The organism is Leptotrichia trevisanii DSM 22070, from assembly GCF_000482505.1.
GTDB classification, from domain to species: domain Bacteria; phylum Fusobacteriota; class Fusobacteriia; order Fusobacteriales; family Leptotrichiaceae; genus Leptotrichia; species Leptotrichia trevisanii.
Map to the genome: position 1 here is coordinate 1 of NZ_AXVL01000034.1, position 23,328 is coordinate 23,328.

Annotated in this window: 20 protein-coding genes, 1 pseudogene and 1 riboswitch; of the genes and pseudogenes, 9 read left to right on the forward strand and 12 right to left on the reverse strand. The window is 28.3% G+C overall.

The features are described from left to right. A pseudogene (locus tag K324_RS15995) lies at window positions 1-187 on the forward strand (hypothetical protein); the annotation flags it as partial. Window positions 188-448: 261 nt separating this feature from the next. On the opposite strand, the gene K324_RS0106750 reads toward K324_RS15995, so the two are convergent. Further along, entirely contained in the window at window positions 449-673 is a 225-nt protein-coding gene (locus tag K324_RS0106750) for a hypothetical protein (RefSeq protein WP_026748497.1), read from the reverse strand. Window positions 674-825: 152 nt separating this feature from the next. Here K324_RS0106750 and K324_RS0106755 point away from each other — a divergent pair, with 152 nt between their 5' ends. After that, window positions 826-1,578 carry a GumC domain-containing protein gene (locus K324_RS0106755; protein WP_026748498.1) on the forward strand — a complete coding sequence of 251 codons (753 nt, stop codon included), beginning with the start codon at window positions 826-828 and terminating at the stop codon, window positions 1,576-1,578. Window positions 1,579-1,629: 51 nt separating this feature from the next. Here K324_RS0106755 and K324_RS0106760 read toward each other — a convergent pair whose 3' ends face one another. Further along, complete coding sequence (locus K324_RS0106760; protein WP_026748499.1) at window positions 1,630-2,487, reverse strand: histidinol-phosphatase HisJ family protein; 858 nt, start codon at window positions 2,485-2,487, stop codon at window positions 1,630-1,632. A gap of 211 nt (window positions 2,488-2,698) precedes the next feature. Beyond that, complete coding sequence (locus tag K324_RS0106765) at window positions 2,699-2,896, reverse strand: cold-shock protein (RefSeq protein WP_015769847.1); 198 nt, start codon at window positions 2,894-2,896, stop codon at window positions 2,699-2,701. Between the two features lie 283 nt (window positions 2,897-3,179). Between K324_RS0106765 and K324_RS0106770 the strand changes: the two genes are divergently transcribed. Beyond that, complete coding sequence (locus K324_RS0106770; protein ID WP_026748500.1) at window positions 3,180-3,692, forward strand: hypothetical protein; 513 nt, start codon at window positions 3,180-3,182, stop codon at window positions 3,690-3,692. Between the two features lie 263 nt (window positions 3,693-3,955). Here the strand turns inward: K324_RS0106770 and K324_RS0106775 are convergent, their stop codons facing one another. From K324_RS0106775 to K324_RS0106805, 7 genes are all read right to left on the reverse strand, one after another. Continuing rightward, window positions 3,956-4,840: a hypothetical protein gene (locus K324_RS0106775; protein ID WP_026748501.1), complete on the reverse strand. Its 885-nt coding sequence runs from the start codon at window positions 4,838-4,840 to the stop codon at window positions 3,956-3,958. 23 nt (window positions 4,841-4,863) lie between these two features. After that, entirely contained in the window at window positions 4,864-7,029 is a 2,166-nt protein-coding gene (locus K324_RS0106780; protein ID WP_026748502.1) for a hypothetical protein, read from the reverse strand. A gap of 159 nt (window positions 7,030-7,188) precedes the next feature. Beyond that, window positions 7,189-8,133 (reverse strand): toxin-antitoxin system YwqK family antitoxin, encoded by a 945-nt coding sequence (locus tag K324_RS15190; RefSeq protein ID WP_026748503.1) that lies wholly within the window; start codon window positions 8,131-8,133, stop codon window positions 7,189-7,191. Window positions 8,134-8,163: 30 nt separating this feature from the next. After that, window positions 8,164-8,754 (reverse strand): M15 family metallopeptidase, encoded by a 591-nt coding sequence (locus tag K324_RS15195; RefSeq protein ID WP_051354410.1) that lies wholly within the window; start codon window positions 8,752-8,754, stop codon window positions 8,164-8,166. Between the two features lie 283 nt (window positions 8,755-9,037). Beyond that, a complete protein-coding gene (locus K324_RS0106795) occupies window positions 9,038-9,991 on the reverse strand; it encodes a hypothetical protein (RefSeq protein ID WP_026748504.1) in 954 nt (317 codons plus the stop codon). A gap of 65 nt (window positions 9,992-10,056) precedes the next feature. Continuing rightward, window positions 10,057-14,100: a DUF4280 domain-containing protein gene (locus tag K324_RS0106800; protein WP_026748505.1), complete on the reverse strand. Its 4,044-nt coding sequence runs from the start codon at window positions 14,098-14,100 to the stop codon at window positions 10,057-10,059. Between the two features lie 233 nt (window positions 14,101-14,333). After that, complete coding sequence (locus K324_RS0106805) at window positions 14,334-15,641, reverse strand: leucine-rich repeat domain-containing protein (protein ID WP_026748506.1); 1,308 nt, start codon at window positions 15,639-15,641, stop codon at window positions 14,334-14,336. A gap of 230 nt (window positions 15,642-15,871) precedes the next feature. Further along, a riboswitch (FMN riboswitch) is annotated at window positions 15,872-16,010 on the forward strand. Window positions 16,011-16,204: 194 nt separating this feature from the next. Between K324_RS0106805 and ribH the strand changes: the two genes are divergently transcribed. The 5 genes from ribH (at window position 16,205) to K324_RS15500 (ending at window position 20,212) form a co-directional block, all read left to right on the forward strand. Continuing rightward, window positions 16,205-16,669 carry a 6,7-dimethyl-8-ribityllumazine synthase gene (ribH, locus tag K324_RS0106810; RefSeq protein ID WP_026748507.1) on the forward strand — a complete coding sequence of 155 codons (465 nt, stop codon included), beginning with the start codon at window positions 16,205-16,207 and terminating at the stop codon, window positions 16,667-16,669. A 94-nt stretch (window positions 16,670-16,763) separates the two neighbouring features. Beyond that, window positions 16,764-17,879, forward strand: a complete 1,116-nt coding sequence (gene ribD, locus K324_RS0106815) for a bifunctional diaminohydroxyphosphoribosylaminopyrimidine deaminase/5-amino-6-(5-phosphoribosylamino)uracil reductase RibD (RefSeq protein WP_026748508.1) — start codon at window positions 16,764-16,766, stop codon at window positions 17,877-17,879. A gap of 94 nt (window positions 17,880-17,973) precedes the next feature. Beyond that, window positions 17,974-18,651, forward strand: a complete 678-nt coding sequence (locus K324_RS0106820; RefSeq protein ID WP_026748509.1) for a riboflavin synthase — start codon at window positions 17,974-17,976, stop codon at window positions 18,649-18,651. A 37-nt stretch (window positions 18,652-18,688) separates the two neighbouring features. Then, window positions 18,689-19,909, forward strand: a complete 1,221-nt coding sequence (locus K324_RS0106825) for a bifunctional 3,4-dihydroxy-2-butanone-4-phosphate synthase/GTP cyclohydrolase II (protein WP_026748510.1) — start codon at window positions 18,689-18,691, stop codon at window positions 19,907-19,909. Between the two features lie 156 nt (window positions 19,910-20,065). Beyond that, window positions 20,066-20,212, forward strand: coding sequence for a 5-oxoproline transporter, DUF969 family subunit (locus K324_RS15500; protein WP_232053067.1), 147 nt, complete (start codon window positions 20,066-20,068; stop codon window positions 20,210-20,212). Between the two features lie 255 nt (window positions 20,213-20,467). Here the strand turns inward: K324_RS15500 and K324_RS0106830 are convergent, their stop codons facing one another. After that, a complete protein-coding gene (locus tag K324_RS0106830; RefSeq protein WP_026748511.1) occupies window positions 20,468-20,896 on the reverse strand; it encodes a hypothetical protein in 429 nt (142 codons plus the stop codon). A 115-nt stretch (window positions 20,897-21,011) separates the two neighbouring features. Next, a complete protein-coding gene (locus tag K324_RS0106835; RefSeq protein WP_026748512.1) occupies window positions 21,012-22,331 on the reverse strand; it encodes a hypothetical protein in 1,320 nt (439 codons plus the stop codon). 133 nt (window positions 22,332-22,464) lie between these two features. Between K324_RS0106835 and K324_RS0106840 the strand changes: the two genes are divergently transcribed. Beyond that, window positions 22,465-23,247: a hypothetical protein gene (locus K324_RS0106840; RefSeq protein WP_026748513.1), complete on the forward strand. Its 783-nt coding sequence runs from the start codon at window positions 22,465-22,467 to the stop codon at window positions 23,245-23,247. The last annotated feature ends 81 nt before the right edge of the window (window positions 23,248-23,328 follow it).

The window sequence follows — 23,328 nt, forward strand, 5'->3', positions numbered from 1 at the left end:
ATACGCTTTATACAATGCTGCAAGACTAACCAGTATCTACTGCCCTGTATTTAAGGAACATCTTGCCAGAAAACGTTCTCAAGGTAAACATTTTAATGTTGCCATATCTCACGTTGTTAAAAAATTAGTCAGAGTTATTTACCATTTACAAACTAAAAACGAACTTTTTAAAAATATCATTAATTAACCATTTAAGTGATTTAAATTATTAAATTACCTATTTTGTTATGCAAAAATTTAAATAAATTCCTCAAAAAAATTTTTTGTTTTTTTTTGAAAAAAAAACTTGACATTATATAGTTAGTCTTTTTATTTTCAGTTTTTATCAATAAATAATTATATCATATTTTTATCTCATTTTATAATTTTTATTTCCAACAAAAAAGACTACCTTGTTTTTCAAGATAACCTTTAATTTTTTACCTATACACTTATGCTCAATTTTACTTTATATTTCATTTTCAAGCCCTAACTCTTTTACAGAATCATCAAAATCCACAAAATCCCCTGTACTTTCCTCAATAACTTTATCCAATGCAATCGCATCTTCATAGTCTTCAATTTGCTCCCTTATCAGTTCAAGAATAAATTCATTTTCACTTTTCCCATTTTCAGAAGCAATCTTGCTAAACTCTTTTTGCATTTCTGCTAGTATTTCTATTGTGTAAATCATTTTTAGTCCCCAAATTCTTAATATGATTTTTTATTTTATTATAATATATAAAAAAAATCATTTTCAATTAAATTTTTTTAAATTCCCCATTGTCATTTTACACTTTTTTTGATAAAATTGATATATAAAAATTTAATTTGAAAGGAAATAAAATGGATAATAAAAATCAACAAATAATTGACGCCAGCTTGATAATCAAGATTATTTATAAAAATAAATTTTTAATCGCTTTAACTACGATAATAGTTGTAATACTTTCTACAGCTTTTGTCTTTGTGAACAAATCCTTTAAATCAGACATTACCCTTTATGGAAATGATAAAGTTCTTACTGAAATTGGAGAAAATTCACAGTTTTCACTAAATTCATTTGACTTTTACTCATACTTGAAAAAAAATTCAAAAACTTTAAGAAATGTAAATTTACCAGAGGATAAGTTCTTTAAGGAAATGACAACAAGATTGACAGCACAGTCAGAAAATAACGATCCAACGGTAAAAGTAAAATTCACTACAAATAACAAAACTGAAGGGGAAAATTTTGCAAAAGAGTACCCGGCACTTGCACAGGGCTATCTGCTTGAAAGAAAAAATAACTTTTTGGATACACAAATAAAATTATTGGAGCAGCAATATAGCTTTTTAACGCAAAATATTGATATCCGAACTACAAAAGACTCTTTAACAGACACATTAGTATCAAGATTGGCATATTACCGTCTATTAAAAAATGACTCAAATCCAGTTGTTAAATACGTAAATTCAATAACAAAACCTGCATTGAATAAAAAGCTGGTTATAGCCGGTTCTCTGTTTTTAGGACTATTTTTAGGAATTTTAATTGCATTTATGAAAGAATTTTCTAATACATTAGACTGGGAAGACATCAAGAAAAAAAGAAATTAATAAAATTAAAGGGATTATCTCACATTCTGAGGCAATCCCTATTTTTTATTTTTAACCTATCTCAACCATTTTTCTCTTTCTCTTATCAAAGGTTACCATTTCAGTAATTCCAAATTCCTTTGCATATTCCCCAGCTTCCTTTATTTTCATTCCAACATGCTCAGAATAATGTGAATCACTTGACAAAATCACAGGAATATCATATTTTTTCACATATTCCATGAAATCCCTGTACGGAGTAATTTCTTTGATTGGATAACGATAAAACGTCCCTGTGTTTATATCCACAACCATGTTATTTTTTTTCAAACATCTAGCCGTACTTTCAAGCAAGCTGTCAACATCTCTTTTTTCTGGAATATTTCTAAATAATCTCAAATTAAACGGATGTCCTAAAATATCATACATTCCAGTATTTGCAACATCCTCAATCTCTTTTGCATAATCCTTCCAAATCTGCACCAAATCTTCATCAATAAATTTATGCTTCAAAGCACTGAAATCAAATCCCCAACCCTTAATAAAATGAATCGAAACAATTAGATAGTCAAAATCATATTTAGACAATATTTCCTTAACTTTCTCCTGATTTTTAAAATTACACACTTCAATTCCAAATTTTACTGGATACCCCTTTGATTTCAATTTATCTATAAAATCTCTGTATTCATCCAATGTATGGACAAATTTTGTTTTCTGCTCAAGCCATTTTTTCTGGAAATTCCCAGTTTCACTGTCATCCAAAATCAGCTCATCATAATACAAATCCTTAAATTCCTTAAATCCATGGGTATGCTCCGTTATCCCTATTTCCGAAAGCCCCATTTCTTTTGCCTTTTCAAAAAACGGATTTACGTAATCCTCATCATAACTCCCATATTCAAAATGCATGTGATAATCCACCAGCATAATATCTCCTCACCTTCTGCATAGTAAATTTTTTTAATTTTTAACTGATAAAAACAAATCAGGATTTAAATGAAATAATTATAAGTTTTAAGTTCAATTTTAAAATAAATTTCTATATTTTATAAATAAAAATCATATATAAAGGAAAAAGCCATTCCAAAATTTATCATTTTGAAACAGCCTTTCTTTAAACAAAAAATTAATTAATCGATTATTGAGAAATTACATTTGTTGCTTGAGGTCCTTTTGGTCCTTCTTCTACATCAAAGCTTACTTCTTCACCTTCGTTAACTGTTTTGAATCCTTCTTTATTGATTTTTGAGAAATGTAAGAAATAATCATTCCCATCTTCTCCTGAAATAAATCCAAATCCTTTTTTGTCGTTAAACCATTTTACTTTACCTAACAAAGTATTACCTCCTAAAATTTTACACCTCAAACAACTGTTACTGTTACAAATATATATTTTTTGTTACATGTTACTTGCTTTTGGTTATCTGAAGTTATTATACCACACTTTTTCAAAAAAGAATAGTCCTTTTTTTCAAAATTTTATTTTTTTTTAAGAAAATATTATAAAAAATTAATCAAGCCTAACTTTTAGTAAACATTTATTGTCACAGCCCTTGTAATTTATTCAAAAACAATATAAAATATATACTAAGAATAAATTGAAAAGGACGTGGTAATTTATGAATTTAAAAAAACAAATGTTAATCAGTACATTTGCGATATTAGCAATAATGAGCTGTGGAAAAAAAGATGAAGCCCAAAATGCGGATCAGGATGAAATTCAGATTGAACAACAAAGTGCCGATGCTACAACTAACAATTCCCAATCTAACCCACAGGAAGCACAGCCAGTTGTAGAATCCTCTGAAACTATTAACGAAAATGCCAACAATCAGCCTCCTTCTCAAGTAAAACCAGAAGAAGTAAAGGCTAGCCAGACTTTACAACATGTGGACAAACTTATTGGTAAGGAAATCCCAATGGAAGATAGAATTTTAGTATTTTCTAAAGAAAACAACCAATACAAGATAACTTATAAAGGTGAATCTGAAAATGGAATGCAAACAGATACCAAAAATCTTACTTTTAATGAAAAAAACGACAGTCTGACAGATGGTACCTATACATTTAAACTGAATAAAAATAAATTAGGCTTATACGCTGGAAATCAATTCATATTTACAGTTGACTAATCCCATCAAGATTAATTCCTAGAAATACACTCAAGTAGTTAAATTATAGATTTTTGTAGCTACCTGAGTGTTTTTTTTGTAATTGTATTCATATTTAATACTGATAGTAAACCCTATTTAAATAACGAATTTATTATAAATCTTTTTGGTAAAGGATTAAAACCTAGTATTTATGTAATTTCCTTAAAAAGCAGTTTTAATTGATTTGTACTATTTAAATAGCAAATAGTATAAAATTAGAAAAATTAATAAATTTCAATTTTTTATTCAATCGTAATTTTTCTTGGAATAATCCTTTTTTTCTGAGCAATTTCCCTATCTTTCCCCAAATTATCCAAAATTTTGATTAAATACTGATAAAGTTCCTCGTTACTATGATTCTCATGTTCCATTTGTAATTTTAAATTAACATAGGCAATTATAACATCTCTCTCCACACTTCCGTTTAAGCAATTTACATAAAAATTAACATCATAAATATCCAAATTTGCCTTTTTGGAAGCCTCTTTTCCAAATAGTTCCAAAATTTTAGGATGAAGTGTCCCAAATTCATGTCTTGAAGAACATTTTGTATTTATCAGTTCCAGCAAGTTAAAATCACGTCTTAAATCTATAAAACTATTATAATCATTTCTAAGTTCCGCCCCAACTCTTGTAATAAATCGTGTTATTTCAATTTCTCCAATTTTCTTTCTTCTAGTATTTTCAATATTATCAGCACTCACTTCTAATTGATTATTCAAATCAAATTCATTTTTAGTAAATCCATCTTCATTCTTTATTTCAATATTTTCTCCATTATTCAAAATTTCTAGTGAAAAATCAGCACTTCTAACATAAAATTTTCTTTCTTCAAAGTCTGAAAGCAACTTTAGTTTTAAAACATATCTATTCTCGATTTCAGGCATATCAAATTTATAATCCTCATTCATCCAAAAAATTTTTCCACCACATTTCACAATTCCTTTTGTTACTGTCACTTGCTTATTTTCTGTATCTGCAACAAGATTAAATCCTGAAATTATTCCATCTTTTCTATCCAAATACAATAATTCTGTCAATTCAGCTGGATTATCCCTCAATAAATCAAGTGCCTCCTTACTTATTACCTGTCCAGTCCCAAATATCGGATACTTATTTTCAACCATTTTTCCCCCATTTTTTTATCTTACTAATTTTTATTAATTTCAACTTGTAAATTCTTCAAGTTTCCTGCAAAAGTTATATTTAACTGGCAAATTCCATTATCCACATCAATTATATGCGACAAGTCATCCCCTTTTTGCATAATTCCATTTACAAATTTTGTATCTTTTAACCATACTGATTTCTGACTTTCAGGATTTGTGCTGAAAAATATATTCAACTTGTCTTCCTTAAAGTCTGTTGTTATAAACCTTAGCGTTCTTTCGATATACGTTGTCGTAAGTGTCTTGTAAAGCGGTTCATAACCTCCATCCAGATTTTTTAGCAAAGTTCTTGCCTTGTATACAACTATATTCCGTATTTTTTCACGTGCCACATTCGCATTATCCGATGAAAATACAAATCCATAGTTAAACTGATTTATCCTATCTTTTATTGTATTTGTAAATCCTGATATTTCCTTAGACATTGTTGTTTTTGTATGATAAGAATTGTCCTTTTCCTCAATATCAAAACGTACTCCTGGATACTGTGGTGATACGTTTGAAAATCTTTCTTTCAAGTAATTTGGACATTGCGTAGCACCAATTATTCCAGCTGCAACATATGACGCATCAACATATACGCCTTCTATCCAGAATTTTAACAAATCTTCCTGTTCTTTTGAAAGTGATACCCCTGTTTCTTCTTCAAATTTCATTTTATAATCCAGCATAACACCTGATTTATCCTTTGGAATTATAGTAAAATTAGGAATTACTGGTATTAAATATTCAGAATATTTCTGATTTTCCAACACTTGGGTCTTTTCAATATATTTATCCACACCCATTGTAGCTAGATTGTCAAACGAAGTTTCAGGCTTTCCTTCAAAATTAAAAAATACTTGAACTCTATATTCTGCCAGCACAGTCATTAAATTTGTCAAAACTTCAACTGTATTTTTCTCAGTTTTCTCATCTTTTTTACTCCCCATAAATCTTTCACGAACTTTTTTCTCAGATTTTTTCATCTCCAAATCAACATTTGGATAAATCCCAAACCATACAGTATTGTTAAAATCATTCTTTTCATTAGTTGTGTTCAAAAATGCTCTCAATTTATCCTTATTTCCAGCCTTTACAATCATTTCAGGCTTTATATTTGTAATCAAAAGCGTCGGTTTCATAAGCCCCATTCTCACATCATACTGTTCAAAAAACATTTTTACACCCAATATTTTTTCAATCAGAGGTTTCGCAATTTTTATAAAATCCTCCTGTGCCGACTTATAAAACGCCAAATAATTGTTATAATTTTCAACTTCCTGCTCAGGATCAACATCCACAAATGTCTTTGCAAGCGGCACAAACGTTCTAACAACCAAATCGCTAATATATTTATTCGGCTCATCTGTCACATTTTCATAGTCATCTTTAAAAGCCTCAACTAGAGCCGTCGTATTTTTCTCTTCAATCATTGCAAGTGAAGTTTGATTTTCCTGCTTATACTCAATTACTTCAAGTTCCCCTTTTTCTCCTACTTGCAGCATTCCCAGCTTTATTTTCTCTGATTTAAAATTATTTGTATCATTTCCAATTAAAAGCCGAGTTTTTATATCTTCAATCGCAAGTGGCAACATCCCAAGTACATTACTGTAATTTTCCGAAGCCTCCTCAAATTTTGAGTTAAGTTTATCCCCTAATTCCAGTTTTTTAGGATTCTCATCATCCAATTCTTCATATTTCTGATAAATATACGCAATCTCTTTTCTCGTTTGTTTAATATCCTCGATAACCTTTTTCGGTGAAATTAACTCCAAAATATTTTCAAACTTAAAATCCACATTCCTGTTCCCTTGCGACTTTCTAGCCTCAATCAAGGTACTAAGCATTTTAAAAAACGTATTTCCATTATTAATCTTAATTTCTGTCACAAGATCCTCAGGCACTCCCTCCGGCTTTTTCAAAATATACTTAATACTCTGACTCTCTGCATCAAAATAACTGTACACCTTTGGATCAAATTTTTCCAAAAATTCCTCAAAACTCCCAACTAAAAGGTGCTTGTTAATCTCAATAACATTCTCATCATCCAGCGAATCCATATCCCTCGCATCATTAATAAGTGTCAAGATATCCATTTTCTCTGGATTAATTTCCTCAAATAAAATCGTTCGATTAGTCTGATTTATAACATTTTTATTCCCCATTTTCCTTTTAAAATTATTTTCCATATTATATTTTAAACAATACTTCAAATAACTTCAATTCCCCTTTCTTTATGTTTTTAATTTATTTTTAATTAATATAATGATACACTATAATTAAGATTTTGTCAATATCATTATTTTCAATTTTATTTTTAAATTTTATTCTGTATAATAAACATTTTCTCCTTCACCACTTATATCCCCATTTTCATGAAATGTCAAAGAGCCCTTTATTTTCCCGTTTTCATAATATTCAACATATTTTCTTTTCCCATTCTTATAAATTATTTCAGAATGCAATTTTCCATTCTCAAAATATGTTCTAAACTTGCCATTTCCATTAACTACTTCCCCCTGATCCCTTATTGAGCCATCCTTATTATAATCCGCCCATTTTCCTTCAATTTCACCATTTTTATACATAGTTTCTGAACTTATTCTACCATTCTTATAATAAGTAATACTCTTACCGTGTATAATTCCATTCAAATAATTAGTTACAGTAGCCAACTTGCCATTTTCATAATAATATCGCCCTTCTCCATGTCTTTTACCATTCTTAAAATTCTCTTCTACCTCAATTTCTCCATTATCAAAATATCGTATTTCCTTTCCATTTTGAATATTATTTTTATATTCTAATATCCAATATATTTTACCGTTCTCATTATACCAGTATTCCTTTCCTTCAAGTTTTCCATTTCTATAATTTGCTTCTCGAAGTTTTGTACCATTTTGAAAAAAAGAAATAGTTTTTCCTTCTCTCCTATTGTACGAATTATCATCTCTTCCCCAACAATCATATTCATCTGTTGCCTGATATATTTCATTTAATGTTCCGTCTAAATCATGTTGAGTAATTAAATATGTTCCATTATTTTTTTCATGTAAAACTCTGTAATATTTTGCTCTTTCTTTTCCTTTTGTAATATTACAAGAATCATCAAAATATCCAATAAATTTCCCTTTTTTCTCAAATTCTTTTATATCTGAAATTATTTTTTGATATTTTTTATCAATTTTATTATCTGCCATACAGGATATACTAAAAATAAAAAAATACATCATTATTATATTTTTTATAATTTTATTTTTTAATCTCATAATTACCACTCTCCATAATTCTATATTTTTTTAAGGTGTATAACTCAATTTATTTCCTCTATCTTTATAATCTTGGTAATGTTGACTTGCTGTTTTACCAAATCTAAATTGAAAATGTGGTTTGTCTTTAAACTTAATTCCCCATTCTGTACCAAATTTTACAGCTTCATTATTAAATAATTTATAATCTTTTTCTCTCCAGTATGCTTTTTCATTTTCTATTGTACAAACATCAATAGCTAAACCGTAATTATGATAACTGTATCCTGCTTTAACCCGTGTTACTACAGGCCCTTTTGTTGTTCTCCCTTTTTTATAAAGTTCATTTTGCTGAGCATGACTTCTGTATCCATCTGTGACTCTCATTCTTACCTTATATTTATCTTCCATAAAATTTATCAAATGTTTTACTGTACATCTTATTCTAGGATCTAATTTTTCCAAAAATTCTTTAAAGCTTCCAACCAAAAGATGCCTGTTAATCTCAATAACATTCTCATCATCCAGCGAATCCATATCCCTTGCATCATTAATAAGCGTCAATATATCCATTTTCTCTGGATTAATTTCCTCAAATAAAATCGTTCGATTAGTCTGATTTATAACATTTTTATTCCCCATTTTCCTTTTAAAATTATTCTTAGCATCATATAAAAATTAATTACTGGCTATCAACTTTTTGCAATCCATTTAAACCAATTTTAGACGATATTCCAAATAACTTTATTTTCCCCCTTCTTTATATTTTTAATTTTTTTTTAATTAATGTGATGATACAATAAAATTTAAGATTTGTCAATATTTATTGTGACTGATCTTATTAATTTTGTAGAATTATTCTCACCTTATTATCTTATACTTTACATTTGAATTTGAAGTAGAATTGTAGAATTCTTCACATCACTCAAAAGACATTTCTACTTTCCACAACTTTTACATTTTCAAAATTTTTTCCACTATATTCAAATATCTTTCCAGCATCATAAATATAAATAATATTTTTATAGAGTATAAGACTCACATTTTTATAATCCATTATTTTAATTTCTTTTATTACTTTTTTATTATTATATTCATCTACTATCATAATTTTATTATTTTTTAGAATATATGCTGGACTACAAAAACTATCTTCGATTTGATTGTCAAAAAATTTTTCTGCTCCTCTATTTTCATTTTCTGTCCATTCTTCAGATGTTATAGGTTCAATTTTTTCTAATTTCTCTATAACTTCATCTATCTTTTTCAATCCATATCTTCCATCTATATAATAGTTACCATGTTCAACTTCAATAGTTATAGTTTCCAATATTTTTTCTATTTCTTCTTTTGAATAATTTTTTTCTAAAAATTCAAAAAAACTTTTTTTATAAAAACTCTTTCTACCTGCATCTATATTTGAATTTGGTAACCCATTATTATATTCTGATATTTCTGCAACTAAATATTCCATTATTTCTAGCTTATTGATAACCCAATCTAAGTTATGCTCTTCTTCTTTTTTTAACAATTCCAACATTATTTCTATGATTTTTTTTATTCTTTCTTCTTTTGGTAAATTTTCAAAAATTTGAGAACTGTCTCTTAATTTTATTAAATTTTTTTCTTTATTTTTTATATATTTTTTTAAAATATTATTACTTGAAACATTAATGCAGTCATATCGATCATTTGAAAAAACATAATCTAAATAAGAGTATTTTTTAAAAAAATCTTCTAAACTTGATGTTTCTTTTTTATTTTGATTTTGAATTTTCACTTTTTTCATATCCTCCTTGTTTTTTAAAGTTGTATTTTCTTTGTTTTTAGCACCACAGGAAATTGTTAATAAAACTAGTGGAATTATTAATTTTTTCATTTTATACCCTTTCTTCATATAAAAATTTATAATTATCTAAAATGAAATCTCAATAAAATATATACCTATTTGTTTATTTTATTAGATACTCTCAATCTAAATTTTATAAGTTCATTATGATTTACAACTTTTTTTTCCTCTATTTTTTTAATAAATTTTATTATTTCATTAAATAAATCTTGAGACCCTTGTGTAACGTATCTATCCCCATTTCTTTTATAATTTCTCGCAGGTGCCAAACATCCTTCTAAACCAGAACTTACTCCAACTGGATGAATTAAAACAAATCTATTTTCATGAATTAAAACTTTTTTCTTTAATCTTTTATGTTCTAAACCTTGAGGATTTTCAGTATGATTAAAAACACCTACTGCTAAATACCCTTTCCGTATTATTTTTCCGTTTTTTATTTTATCAGGTCTTTGATGCCATCTCAATTGATGCATACCTTGTACAATTCTCTTTTTTCTACCAGAAACAATCGTATCAGGACCTTCTCTCTCAACTACATATCCATTAAATCCAGAAACTTCCCTACCACTAGGATCTAATATACGAAATGTAGATAATGTACCTAATGAACGTTCTTCTATTCTCACAACATCTAAAATATATTTCCCTTGTACTCCAGTATGTGGACATGTTTTACAACTCGTAACTGCTTGAGAACTTTTAGTATTATTTTGACTCTTAGCATTACTTTCTGTTTTTGTATTTTTACTAACAGATTTTACAGTATTAGATTTTGAGTTCAGAACATTTGACTGATATTTAGCTGTATTCTCCTTGATTTCCATTTTAGGACTATTATCACTTTTTTTCTGTGTAGTATTATTAGATTTTGAAGAACTATGAGTTTCATCCCACACTCCTTGACTAAACGGGCACACCGCCACACTTCTTCCATTTTTTCTTATGGCATTTAACACATCTCTCGCAGTTGGAGCATGTTTTGTAGAGGTATAAAGCATTTTCCCTATTCCAATCCAGTTTGACACATCTGATGATTTTATTCTTTGTTTTGGAATTGTCTTTGTCTGTTTTACATTTATTTGTATTTTGTAGTTCTGTAATTTTATCTGTTCTGTATTTATAGTATTTACATCACTATTTAATTCTGATTCAATCAGTTTTTTTGCATTTTCTGTTATAGTCAGATTTCCAGCACGCATTAAATACCCATAAGTTATTACAGGGAGCATTTTTGCAGAATAAAAACGTTTTCTTTCGTAATCACACAAACTTAAGCCATAGTTTTTTATTATCCCTTTAGTATCAAATTTAGGCCCTGATTTTTGTTTTACACTTTTATAGGCTTCCTTGAATGTGGCATAAATTCTTTTTCTTAAATATTTTTCTTTTTCCGAAGTAACTTCCTGATTTGCAATTTGCATTTTTGCCTTATTTTTCTTTATGAAATTTTCTTTGTCTTTCTTTTCAAAATCAGTTAATTTTCTCATTCCAAGCATATTTTTTACATCCTTTGAAAAATATGAACGCATGTTGTTCATTACTCCAGTTTTATATCTCTTCCACTTAGCAAAGTTCTGTGCCTCTTTTTTTAATTTCGTCTGCATAAAATTATTGTTTACATCACTACAAATGTTTATTAACAGCCTGTATTGACAATCCGCATCTCTTACAGCTTCCTTAAATTCCTTAGCCTTAGTAACTGCTGTTCCCACTTCCTTTTGCCCAGCATCATCAATGCTTATCGTTCCACCGTGCATACATTGTATAGTCGAAATATCCAATAATGCAGGCTTATCCCTCACTTTTACATCTGTATTTTTCTCCCACGCCCCTATTAACGCAGGTTGGCAAATTCCAATAGCACTACAGGACTTAAACGGCTGTATTTTAGTATCATTTATATTTGCCTGCTTTCCTCCTTTAAGCATAACTCTATCCTCATTTATTATTAACCTACTAATATCCTTTCCAAGTGTACACTTTAACATGCAGTTAGTATTTACAAACAGTTCCCCAGTAGGATTTATAACATTCTGCAAGTCATAAAATGATTTATAAAAGGCGTACAAGTCCATAGAATCAATATTTGCCGCATAATCTCTTAATTCCTTGCTGTCCTTAAATAAAGCCTGAATAATACTTTTATCTTTCTCAAAATCTGAATCATCCCTGTAATTTTCATAGACTTCATCAATCAAATTGCTTATTTTTCTGATATTTCGCACTTTTATAGCTGATTTTGAAGTTATCCAGTCATTAAGAACAGTAGTTACCCTTATATCTTTTCCAATTTTTTGAAGCCTGCCAAATAGTCCCATTTCACTTTTCGAAGGCAAATCTATTCCCTTGTGTTTTTTTATATACCATAACAAATAATTTCTCACTATGTTACTATCTCTGTATTTATGGTTATCAAAATACTTAATTTCATTTTCTTCCTTAAATCCAGTCTGTACCTTCAAAAATTCAATTATTATATTGTCAATCAGTCTTCTTGACAAAGGAAATTGCCTAACTCCATTTTCGTCCATCAAATAAGTTTTTTCATATTCCAGCTCATTTTTACCAAGTTCCCTTATCAAATTTTCACATCTTGTCTTTTGCAATTCTGATGGCTGTTTTTTACTAACTTTTATAACAATTTCGTCAATATCCTTTATTCCTTGCATATATTTATCATATTTTTCAGGCAATTTATTTTTTTCAATCTTAACTTCCTCATCTTTTACATGTATTTGAATCACGCCTTGTATTTTATCCACATAATCATTTTGCTTCTTAAATTTATTTACTGGTTTTTTATCAGGAAATTTCACATATTTTGCCGAATATTGACTAAACACATATTCTAAAGATTCCACAGCACTTTTATTTGGAATAGGATACGAATAAATATAATAAACTATATCCTGAATCCGCAAAACTTCATTATTTTCTTCCCTTCCTCTTAAAATATCAAACCCATGCTGTCTTATCACATTTCCAATATTCCTGTTATCTTTGGTTGCCTCGTCATACATTTTCAAAATAACATTTATGTCTTCCTTGTTCTCTTCCAACACCTTTTTCCCAGTCTTAGTTTCCAAATATTTTACATAATCCTGATTATAAACATTTTCATCTTGAAACTTAGCTTGCAATCTCTTTAAAATAGCCTCTTCTGGACTTACAAAAGCTAATTCAGGAGCTTTCCCGTTTTCAGCTCTATCCCTCTTATACTCTTCACTATCCCAGACTTCCTCAAATTTCTGCCCATTAAATGTAAACACTCCTACTTTGCTGTTATTTTCAGCATTTTCCATTTTTGCAGTATTTGATGTTGAAGCAGGCTTTTGCATTTGTGTCGATTTTGGCTGGGAATTATTTGAAACATTAGTTTTAGGTTTCTGTTGGACTACTGCCTGTTTATTTATATTTTTGTTATCAGTTTGAGTATGATTCTTCTCCACAACTTTATGCCCAACTTCACAATTATCTTTAAATCCAATGATTACTGATAAATCATATCCTGCTAAATTTTCAGCATAAAGTAAGGAAGGCATTGCATTTCCATCTACTGGTATTCCCCAGACACCTTTAAAATTATTCTCCAAAGCATTAGACATCGCACCTTGCCCACATAAATGTGATGCCGCCATCATTCCAGATGATGTAAGCAAAAAACTTTTTCCCCTCAAATCTTCTGCTTTATATCCATACTTTCGTTTTTTCATCATTGTTTCTTTTACTATTTTTTCAGAAACCGTTACTTTTCCTGGACCTTTATAAATCGCATTTTTAGGAACTGATATGTTTTTACAAATTTTATCCTTATGTTTTTTCATAGTTGCCCATCTCATCTTTACAGAACGCATCATAACTTCATCCTGAGCTGCAGGCGTATTTAAAAAACTACGTTTACCTGTTAATTTCCATTTTGTTGCACCTTCACCAATAAATCTAGCATTTGCCCAAGTTGAACCTTTTGGAAGCCAACCCATATCCATCAGAACATCTGTTCCAATTTGATATTTTCCGATATAAGAACTTTGATCTGCTAAATTATATTTTCCACCACTTTCCAATATCGCTAATTTTTCAAAAAATTCAACTGCACTATCCCCAATATCTACCCCATTAAATTTCCTGTTTACCACAATTAATTTCCCCCTTTTAATTTTAAAACTTTCACAAAACTAATTTTATTAATTTTAAAAAAGCAATCACACCCTTTCTTTGTATACTAAAATACTAAATCTCATTAAAAAATAGAAATTATATTAACAATAAAAAATTTTAAACTAATAATATATAATTTAAAATTTATAAAATATCTACTATTTAAACGGAGAATAGTATAAAATTCTTATTTATAATTACTTTTTATAAACTACTTTAACTGGCTCTTATGTATATAGCCTTTCATATAATATCCTCCATCTTTATTATAAAAATACACATATTTCCAGCCTTCTTCATTTGAAATTTCCTCAACTGCAACATTATTCGCTAATTTATGAATTATGGAACTGTCTGAACCATGGTTTTTTCTTACATTAACAACATTTTCCTTTGAAGCTGTTATAAAAATTTTACCTGTTCTCTTAGGTGATATTAGTCCAAAATCTCTAAATTCTTCACGCCACATCTGTTCACTTTTCATATCCGTTATTGCATAATTTGTCCCTCCACTTGCTGCAACTATTGATAAAAACAGATTGTTTCCATCGATACTTTCCAATTGTGAATTTAAATTTACTATATCTCTTACAATCACTTTTCCATTTTTCGTAAAAAAAGTTTCACTATTTGATTGTCCTGCATAGACAAAAGGATAAGTAAGAGTGTATATTGAGTAAACATTATTTGTAAAAAAAGCTGCTCCCTCCACTTTATCATCCGCTTCTTCAGAATTTTTATTATATTCATCAACTATCTTGTAAACTTCTTTTGGAAGTTTATCCAGTGCAATTTCCTTTGTAGAAAGCTCTTTTATAATTTTTACTGTTTCAAAACCATATATTTTACTTTCAAATTCTGAAAAATTAGGATATTTTACTTCATTTTTCCTTTTTGCAGTGAGTTCTGGGTATCTTTGCTCAATAAATATTTTTTCAGGAATCATAAAATTACGATAATTTTCATATACATAATCTACTATTTCCTTTGGAACTTCCCGTAATTCCAGTCTTTTTAACCTTTTCAATCCAGAAATTTCTCCTACTCCATTTTTTAACGGATTAAAACTTATATCCAGATGTTCCAATTTTGTTAATTTCCCAATCCCTCTAATATCACTTATTTTATTGTTATGTATCCATAGTTCCTTTAAATTGGATAAATTTAATAACGGTTTTACATTTTCTATCTGATTAAAATTTATTTTTAAAACTTCCAATTTTTTCAGGTTTCCCAACGGTTTTACATCCTTGATTTTATTCCAGCGTAAATCTAGAACTTTTACATTTTTATAATTTGCAATACAGCTTATCTCCTCCAATCCTTTATTTTTTAATTCTATTTTTTCAACATTAATGTTATATTTTCCTAGTTCAGTACAGCTTTTATCTTGTCTGGAAATTGTATGGATTTGTGTCATTTGTTCATTTGTACTTTTATTTTCTTGCAATTCCTCACTTTTGCTATTACTGCAAGCCATAAATATTAGAAAAATTAGTATTCCAAGTGTATTTTTCACTTTTACCTCCTATTATATTGTTATTTTTAATTAATAGATGATTTATTTTATATAAATGTTTTTTTATCAATTTTTACATTTATTAATTTAATATTAATTTTATATAATAATACCTTATGTTTTAAATTTTGTCAATAAAAAAAGTGATTTTTCTAAAAAAATTTCATATAATTTTTAAAAAGTGCTTGTAATTATAATAAAAAAGTGATATTATTAATTTAGAAATAAACTTAAAACTTCAGGGCAGGGTGAAATTCCCGACCGGTGGTAAAAGTCCACGAGTTGTTTTTCTTTTAAATGAAATGAAAACGACATGAACTGGCGTGATTCCAGTACCGATAGTTACAGTCTAGATGGTAGAAGTGATATGATTAATTTTTAATTCGAATTTGTTAAGTAATTTTGTGATATATAATCTGAATTATCTAAATAAAATTCAGAATTACAATAATTACAAATTAAAATTACCTACCTTTATATTGTAAAAGCCTTGAATCCAGTATTCTTGGCTTTTTTAGTTTTAAATGAAAATAAAAATTAAATAATGAGAGGATGATTTGAAAATGAGAACTTTTGAAGGAAAATTTGATGGAAGAGATGTAAAAATAGCTATCGTAGCTGGAAGGTTTAATGAATTTATTACTTCCAAACTTGTTGGAGGAGCTTTGGATGTATTGAAAAGAAATGATGTTTCTGAGGAAAATATTGATATTGCCTGGGTGCCAGGAGCATTTGAAATACCACTAATTGCAAAAAAATTAGCAAATACACAAAAATATGATGCAATAATTACTCTTGGAGCTGTTATAAAAGGTTCTACACCACACTTTGACTATGTTTGTGCAGAAGTTTCAAAAGGAGTTGCCCAAATTTCATTACAAAGTGAATTACCTATAATTTTTGGAGTTTTAACTACAAATAACATTGAAGAAGCTATTGAAAGAGCTGGGACAAAAGCTGGAAATAAAGGGGCAGATGCGGCATTTTCTGCAATTGAAATGATTAATTTAATAAAAGAAATTGGATAAAAAAATATTTTTGTAAAATTTTCAAAAAATATTAATAAAGATGAAATCATAAAATTAATTGACAGCAGTTATGAATTAATAAGGGAAAAATAAAATGAATGAAAATATTGATGAAAAATATGTGAAAATGGCAATTGAACTGGCAAAAAAAGGGGCTGGGGCAGTTAATCCCAATCCAATGGTTGGAGCTGTTGTCGTTCAAGATGGAAAAGTTATTGGAACTGGCTATCACAAGTATTTTGGAGGGCCTCATGCCGAAGTTTACGCTTTGGACGAAGCTTCAAAAAATTCAGAAGATTTGTCAGATGCAACAATTTATGTCACATTGGAACCTTGCTCACATTATGGAAAAACACCGCCTTGTGCAGAAAAGATTGTGAAAATGGGACTAAAAAGATGTGTTATCGGTTCATCTGATCCAAATCCAAAAGTGGCTGGAAAAGGTGTACAAATATTGAAAAATGCTGGAATTGAAGTTACTGAAAATGTTTTAAAAACCGAATGTGATGCAATAAATCAAGTGTTTTTCAAATATATAATTACAAAATTGCCATATTTATTCTTAAAATGTGCGATTACTCTAGATGGAAAAATTGCTACAAAAACAGGCAATTCCAAATGGATTACAAACGAAGTGGCACGTGAAAAAGTACATTTTTACCGAAACAAATTTACGGGAATAATGGTTGGCATAAATACTGTTTTAGCTGATAATCCAAGCCTTACTGCGAGAATTGAAAACGGTGTAAATCCATACAGAATAATTATTGATCCGCATTTAAAAACTGAAAAAGATTACACTGTTATTAAGGAAAATACTGATGAAAAAACCATAATTATTACATCAGAAAAAAATAAAAATTCTGAAAAGCAGTTAGATTTTTCTGAAAATAACAAGGTTAAATTTGTATTTTTAAATGGTACAAAATTCAGCTTTAAAGAAATTCTTGAAAAAATTGGAACATTAGGAATTGACTCAATTTTGCTGGAAGGTGGACAATCACTTATTTCACAGGCTTTTGAAGAAGATGTTGTTGACGCTGGAGAAATTTTTATTGCTAATAAAATTTTGGGCGATAATGACGGAAAATCTTTTATTGCTGGATTTGATAAAAAAAATATGAATGAAGCCATCATCTTGAAAAACGTAAAATATAATGTTTATGGTGAAAATGTTGGAATGGAATTTTTACAAAAAACTTATAATTAGTAGATTGGCTATAGATACAGACTAACTTTCTGCTATCATTTTAAACTGGAAGTATTATAATTTAAAATAAAAAATTTAAAATCAGGAGAAAATTATGTTTACTGGTTTAGTTGAAGAAACTGGAAAAATTATTGATATTGCGAAAAAAACTGCAAGTATCGAAATTACAATAAGGGGGAAAAAAGTTGCTGAAAAAGCACAGATTGGGGACAGTATCGCTGTAAATGGCGTGTGTCTGACTGTTACAAAGCTAAATGGAAATGACTTTACTACCGATGTAATGTTTGAAACTATTAAAAGAAGTGGCTTGAAGCGTGCTAAGGCTGGAGATATTGTCAATCTTGAAAAATCGCTTACACTTATGACTTTTCTAGGCGGACATCTTGTAATGGGAGATGTTGACTGTGAAGCTAAAATTGTGTCGATTACTGATAAGGGAATTGCGAAAGTGTACAAATTCCAGCTGGATAAAAATTATAAAAATAATATGAAATACATTGTTGAAAAAGGACGTGTAACGATTGACGGAGCGAGCCTTACAGTAATTGATGTAGACGATAATGCTGGAATTTTCTCGGTTTCACTTATTCCACATACGATTGAAAATATTACCGTTGGAATAAAAAAAACTGGGGATTTTGTAAATATTGAAACAGATTTGTTTGGAAAATATGTTGAAAAAATATTAAAGTTTGACAATTTTGAAAATACAGAAAATAAAGGTAAAAAATCCAATTTAACAATGGAATTTTTACAAAAACATGGATTTTAATTAAAAATATAAAACAAGAAGAAAGAAGTGATTTTAAATGTCGGAAAACAAGATAAAGTTTGATAGTGTTGGAGCCGCCATTGAAGACTTGAAAAAAGGTATTCCTGTGGTAGTTGTCGATGATGAGGACAGGGAAAATGAAGGAGATTTAATAATTCCTGCTGATATCGTAACTTACGAAACTTTAAATTTTATAATTAATGAAGCACGTGGTCTTATGTGTGTGCCAATGTCTAGAAAGAGAGCCGAAGAGCTTGAATTAAATCTAATGGTTCAGCACAATACTGACTATTTTGGAACAGCCTTTACTATTTCAGTTGACTCGCTGGAAGGTACAACTACAGGAATTTCTACAGGGGACAGATTAAAAACAATAAAAGATTTGGCAGATTCTACAAAAACTGCAAAAGACTTTAGAAAACCAGGGCATATATTTCCATTAATTGCTCGTGAAGGTGGTGTTCTAGAACGAAAGGGACATACTGAAGCAGCTGTTGATTTATCTAAGCTTGCAGGATTTTCTGAGGTAGGTGTAATTATGGAAATTTTGAGAGAAGATGGAGAAATGGCTCGTCGAAATGACTTATTTGAATTTTGCCAAAAACATAATCTAAAATTAATTACAATTGATGATTTAATTGTTTATATAAAAAAAAACGAAAAATTAGTTAAAAATGAAGCAGTTGTTGATATTCCAACACAATTCGGAAAATTTACTTTCACAGGTTATAGTGATAAAATTGAACATAAAGAATATATTGCAGTTATGAAAGGCGAAATAAAAAATAAAGAAAATATTACAGTCAGACTTCACTCCGAATGCCTAACAGGCGATGTTTTTGGCTCAAAACGGTGTGATTGTCAAGAACAGCTTCATAGAGCCCTGAACGAACTGGAAGAAAGTGGAGAAGGGCTTATAATTTATCTACGTCAGGAAGGGCGTGGAATTGGTATTTTGAACAAATTAAAGGCATATAAATTACAAGATGAAGGTTACGATACTGTGGAAGCTAATCATAAATTGGGATTTTCTGATGATTTGAGGGATTACGCTGTGGCAGCACAAATTATAAAGGATTTGGGAATAAAATCTATTATTTTAAAAACTAATAATCCAAAGAAAATCGAAGGACTTGAAAAATATGGAATTAAAGTTGCTGGACGTACAGAAATTGAAATTACTGCCAATGATGTGGATAAAGATTATTTGAAAGTGAAGAAGGAGAAAATGGGACATTTATTGAAACAGGAACTTTAATTTCAAGTATTTTTAAATAAAGAGACACAAATTTATACGTAAAAAAACTAATACTTTTAATCAATTTTTTTTAATCTATTGCATTTCTTTATTTTTAAATGCTACTACTGGTAGAATTTTAGGACTTTACATGTTATCCGTTCAATTGCAAGTGCCTTGTCAATCAGAATTGGCGGACACGTACAGTTTATTTGTCCCCTTATTTTCCCAACGGCAGAAGTCGCAGCAAAATCTCATAAAAAAGAAAATTTGACTGAAAAGGAGAATGAAGACTTAAAAAGTTTAAGTGAGGGTGTCTCATAAGTCAAAAATAATTTTATTAACATAAATGTTATATATTTTTAAAAATCAACAGATATTATTTTTATTGATTTTATAAATATAGTAAAATATATAAAATTTATGATTTAGTAATTTTATTTACTTTATGAGACAGCCCCAACTTTTTTGCACAAAATATATTTATAAATCCAAACAAAAACCTGTCTTAGTAAAATAATTTAAAACAGGTTTCTAACTTTTTATTCTTTTTCTTTTTAAATAATTAAAATTAATTTATTAATCTTCTATAATTTTATGAGTTTCAAAAATTCTATTCATTTCCTTTTTAAATGTTGGAGAACCTACCAAGTCAAAGTCTTTTTGTGAAGGCTTTTTACATACTGCTGCATAGTAAAATTCGTGAATTTTATCTGTTCCGCCATTAATATCCCTAAGTCCAGTTTCACCCATCATTTTGTTAAAATCTTTTATCCCCTGCTGAACTTCAGCAAGAGTATGAGTCATCTTTTTGCCATCTTTTATATAACTTTCCTCCATAATCATAGAACCAATAACAGGACACGCTGCAACATCCTGTCCCTCCTTATTATAAAACTTAATCCACTCATCCTCACTCATAAACAGCACACCTCTACTATCTTTAGATGGTTCAGCAATTCCCAACATTGTAAACGCTAATAAACCTAGCATAATAAATTTTTTCATCCTAATCCGCTCCTTTTTATTAATTTTAAATATATTTAAACTGTATTTCTAAGATAATTATACCACACGTTATACAAAATTCAAAATATTTAAACCTATATTTTTTAATAATTTTTTACTTCCAGTAGGAATTTACTATTTTTAAAATAGGATCGTCTTTATCTTCATTATAAACTATGTAATCAATAAATATCTGCTCTACTTCTTGATTGTTTTTCATTTGAAATAAAATATTATAAATTGTTAATTTTAAGTCTTTATCAATTTTATGATTTAATGAATTTTTGGCATATTTTATAACAATTTTCTGGAATTTTTCCAGACTTTCTGTATACATCAAAATATAAATAATTTTTTTCATCATTTCCTGACTATTTTCATCAAAAGTATTCACATATTTTTTTATTAATTCATCTGTTATTTTAAATTCAAAATTAATTGAAGCATTTACAATATTTGCATATCTTTCAAGAGATGGATAATTTTCTACAGAATCTAAATATTTATTTTCCCATTTACGTTTATTCACTCTTCCATCTTCCAATTTTATTTCATTTAATTTTTCTATCTTCATTTCATTTTTTTTAAACGGCAAATATTTTTTAGGAACATTTTTAGAGGTTGCTTTTTCGTAAAGTGAAAAGAAATACAATTTATCTACCCACTTACCTTTTTCAGATTCCATAAAATAACCAGCTTTTTTTATTAATATACATTTTAAAGATTTTCCAAGTAAAGCGGCAGCACAGGCTTTATGATGTCCATCAATTATAAAATTTATAAATTCTCCACAATTATACACAATAGCTCTAGGTTCGTTATCGCTCATTTTTTTAAATTTTTCAATATAATAATCGACTCTTTCAGAATTATAAGCATCCGTTGTCTGTGTTGGATATAAATATACTGGCTGTCTTCCAATATAAGTAAAATCATCATCCCTCAGACATTTCATAGCTGTTGCTGGATTTAAAACCAAATCATTAGGAACATTCCAGAAAAAATTTCTATTCCCATCAGTCGGATAACATTTCACATCGGCAATCATATAAAATCCATTATTTAAAAGTTTTAACAAAGGAGTTATTGTTTCTATAGAATCTTCCAATGAAATAAAATCCGAGTTTATTTTTTCCTGTATTTCTAAAATTTCTTTACAGTTTGCATTTTCTATTCCATATCCTGTTGCAAGCAAACATTCTATTGTAGAAATATAATAGTCTGTATTTATTTGAATTAATGGAATATCATTTAATCTTATTTGAGCAAGATAACTATTTTTTAGATTCTCAACTTCTTTGTAAACTTCTTTAAGTTTCCCCGCACCATTTATATAAACTACTTTTGAATTTTTTATATTAATTACCTCAGATGTGTCAACTGCCATATCTACCAGTTCAACTGACAATTTTTCCTTATTTTTTCCCAAAAACATAATTTATCACCTTTTTTAAATATTTATAGATTTATTATACCTCAAAATAATTTAAAATCCAAAATCTATCTTTACATTCTTTTTAAATAAAGTTATAATAATAAAATAATACTAAATTATGGAGGATTTCAAAATGAGAAAAAAGATTTTTTTAATTTTACAATTTTTGTTATTTTCAGTTATTTTAAGTGCTGATAATGCTCAAACTTATAATAATTTTGAAAAATTTAATGTGAGAATGTCAACTGCAACTTTACCTTTTACAACTGTTGTTAATGCTTCTAAAGATAAACCGGCATATTTTGCACAGTTAAATGCTGGAAGCTATTTAGCTTTCATTCCAACACGGCTTGCTATTATCAATTATTATGAATTTTTTTCCGATGTATTAAAAAAGGATTTTAAAGTTTACGAAACAAATAAAAAAGGGAAAATAAAATATTCAAGCGATGTGATTCGTTATGATGAAAATGATTTCTATTCCAATTATAAAAAAAATGTAAAAATTGATAGAGCCGAGATAAAAAACAACTTAAACATAGTAGAAGCTGACACAAAACTAATGAGTCCAAATACTTATAAAATAACAAATTATGCAACAGATAGAGGATTTTTAGTAGTTATTCCAATGAATATGGCATTTTATGTAAAACAAATAAATGATAACAAATTCATCTGGTCACTTACTAACGATTTTAAAAAGATAGAATATACTTTTACTCTTGAAAACAATAAATTAATAGTAAGAAATAATAAAAATCAGATTACTTTTACAATTTACAAAAAGGATAATTCATTATTTTTAGAAGAACCTAAAAATATATGGGAGTACAGAGTTAATACAGATTTATCCCAATTTGAGTATTATAAAAATTCAAAACTTACTAGTACAGAAAAATATCAAATTACCAATTAATTTTTTTGTGTGAAAAATATTTTATATTTGTACAAAGACACGCAAAAAACTATTGCTAAAAATTCAAAAAAAATATACAAT

Bases quoted from the DNA above. Each gene is read 5' to 3' on its own strand.
- K324_RS0106750 (WP_026748497.1), bottom strand. From the start codon at position 673: ATGATTTACACAATAGAAATACTAGCAGAAATGCAAAAAGAGTTTAGC.
- K324_RS0106755 (WP_026748498.1), top strand. From the start codon at position 826: ATGGATAATAAAAATCAACAAATAATTGACGCCAGCTTGATAATCAAG.
- K324_RS0106760 (WP_026748499.1), bottom strand. From the start codon at position 2,487: ATGCTGGTGGATTATCACATGCATTTTGAATATGGGAGTTATGATGAG.
- K324_RS0106770 (WP_026748500.1), top strand. From the start codon at position 3,180: ATGAATTTAAAAAAACAAATGTTAATCAGTACATTTGCGATATTAGCA.
- K324_RS0106775 (WP_026748501.1), bottom strand. From the start codon at position 4,840: ATGGTTGAAAATAAGTATCCGATATTTGGGACTGGACAGGTAATAAGT.
- K324_RS0106780 (WP_026748502.1), bottom strand. From the start codon at position 7,029: ATGGGGAATAAAAATGTTATAAATCAGACTAATCGAACGATTTTATTT.
- K324_RS15190 (WP_026748503.1), bottom strand. From the start codon at position 8,133: ATGAGATTAAAAAATAAAATTATAAAAAATATAATAATGATGTATTTT.
- K324_RS15195 (WP_051354410.1), bottom strand. From the start codon at position 8,754: ATGGGGAATAAAAATGTTATAAATCAGACTAATCGAACGATTTTATTT.
- K324_RS0106795 (WP_026748504.1), bottom strand. From the start codon at position 9,991: ATGAAAAAATTAATAATTCCACTAGTTTTATTAACAATTTCCTGTGGT.
- ribH (WP_026748507.1), top strand. From the start codon at position 16,205: ATGAGAACTTTTGAAGGAAAATTTGATGGAAGAGATGTAAAAATAGCT.
- ribD (WP_026748508.1), top strand. From the start codon at position 16,764: ATGAATGAAAATATTGATGAAAAATATGTGAAAATGGCAATTGAACTG.
- K324_RS0106820 (WP_026748509.1), top strand. From the start codon at position 17,974: ATGTTTACTGGTTTAGTTGAAGAAACTGGAAAAATTATTGATATTGCG.
- K324_RS0106825 (WP_026748510.1), top strand. From the start codon at position 18,689: ATGTCGGAAAACAAGATAAAGTTTGATAGTGTTGGAGCCGCCATTGAA.
- K324_RS0106830 (WP_026748511.1), bottom strand. From the start codon at position 20,896: ATGAAAAAATTTATTATGCTAGGTTTATTAGCGTTTACAATGTTGGGA.
- K324_RS0106835 (WP_026748512.1), bottom strand. From the start codon at position 22,331: ATGTTTTTGGGAAAAAATAAGGAAAAATTGTCAGTTGAACTGGTAGAT.
- K324_RS0106840 (WP_026748513.1), top strand. From the start codon at position 22,465: ATGAGAAAAAAGATTTTTTTAATTTTACAATTTTTGTTATTTTCAGTT.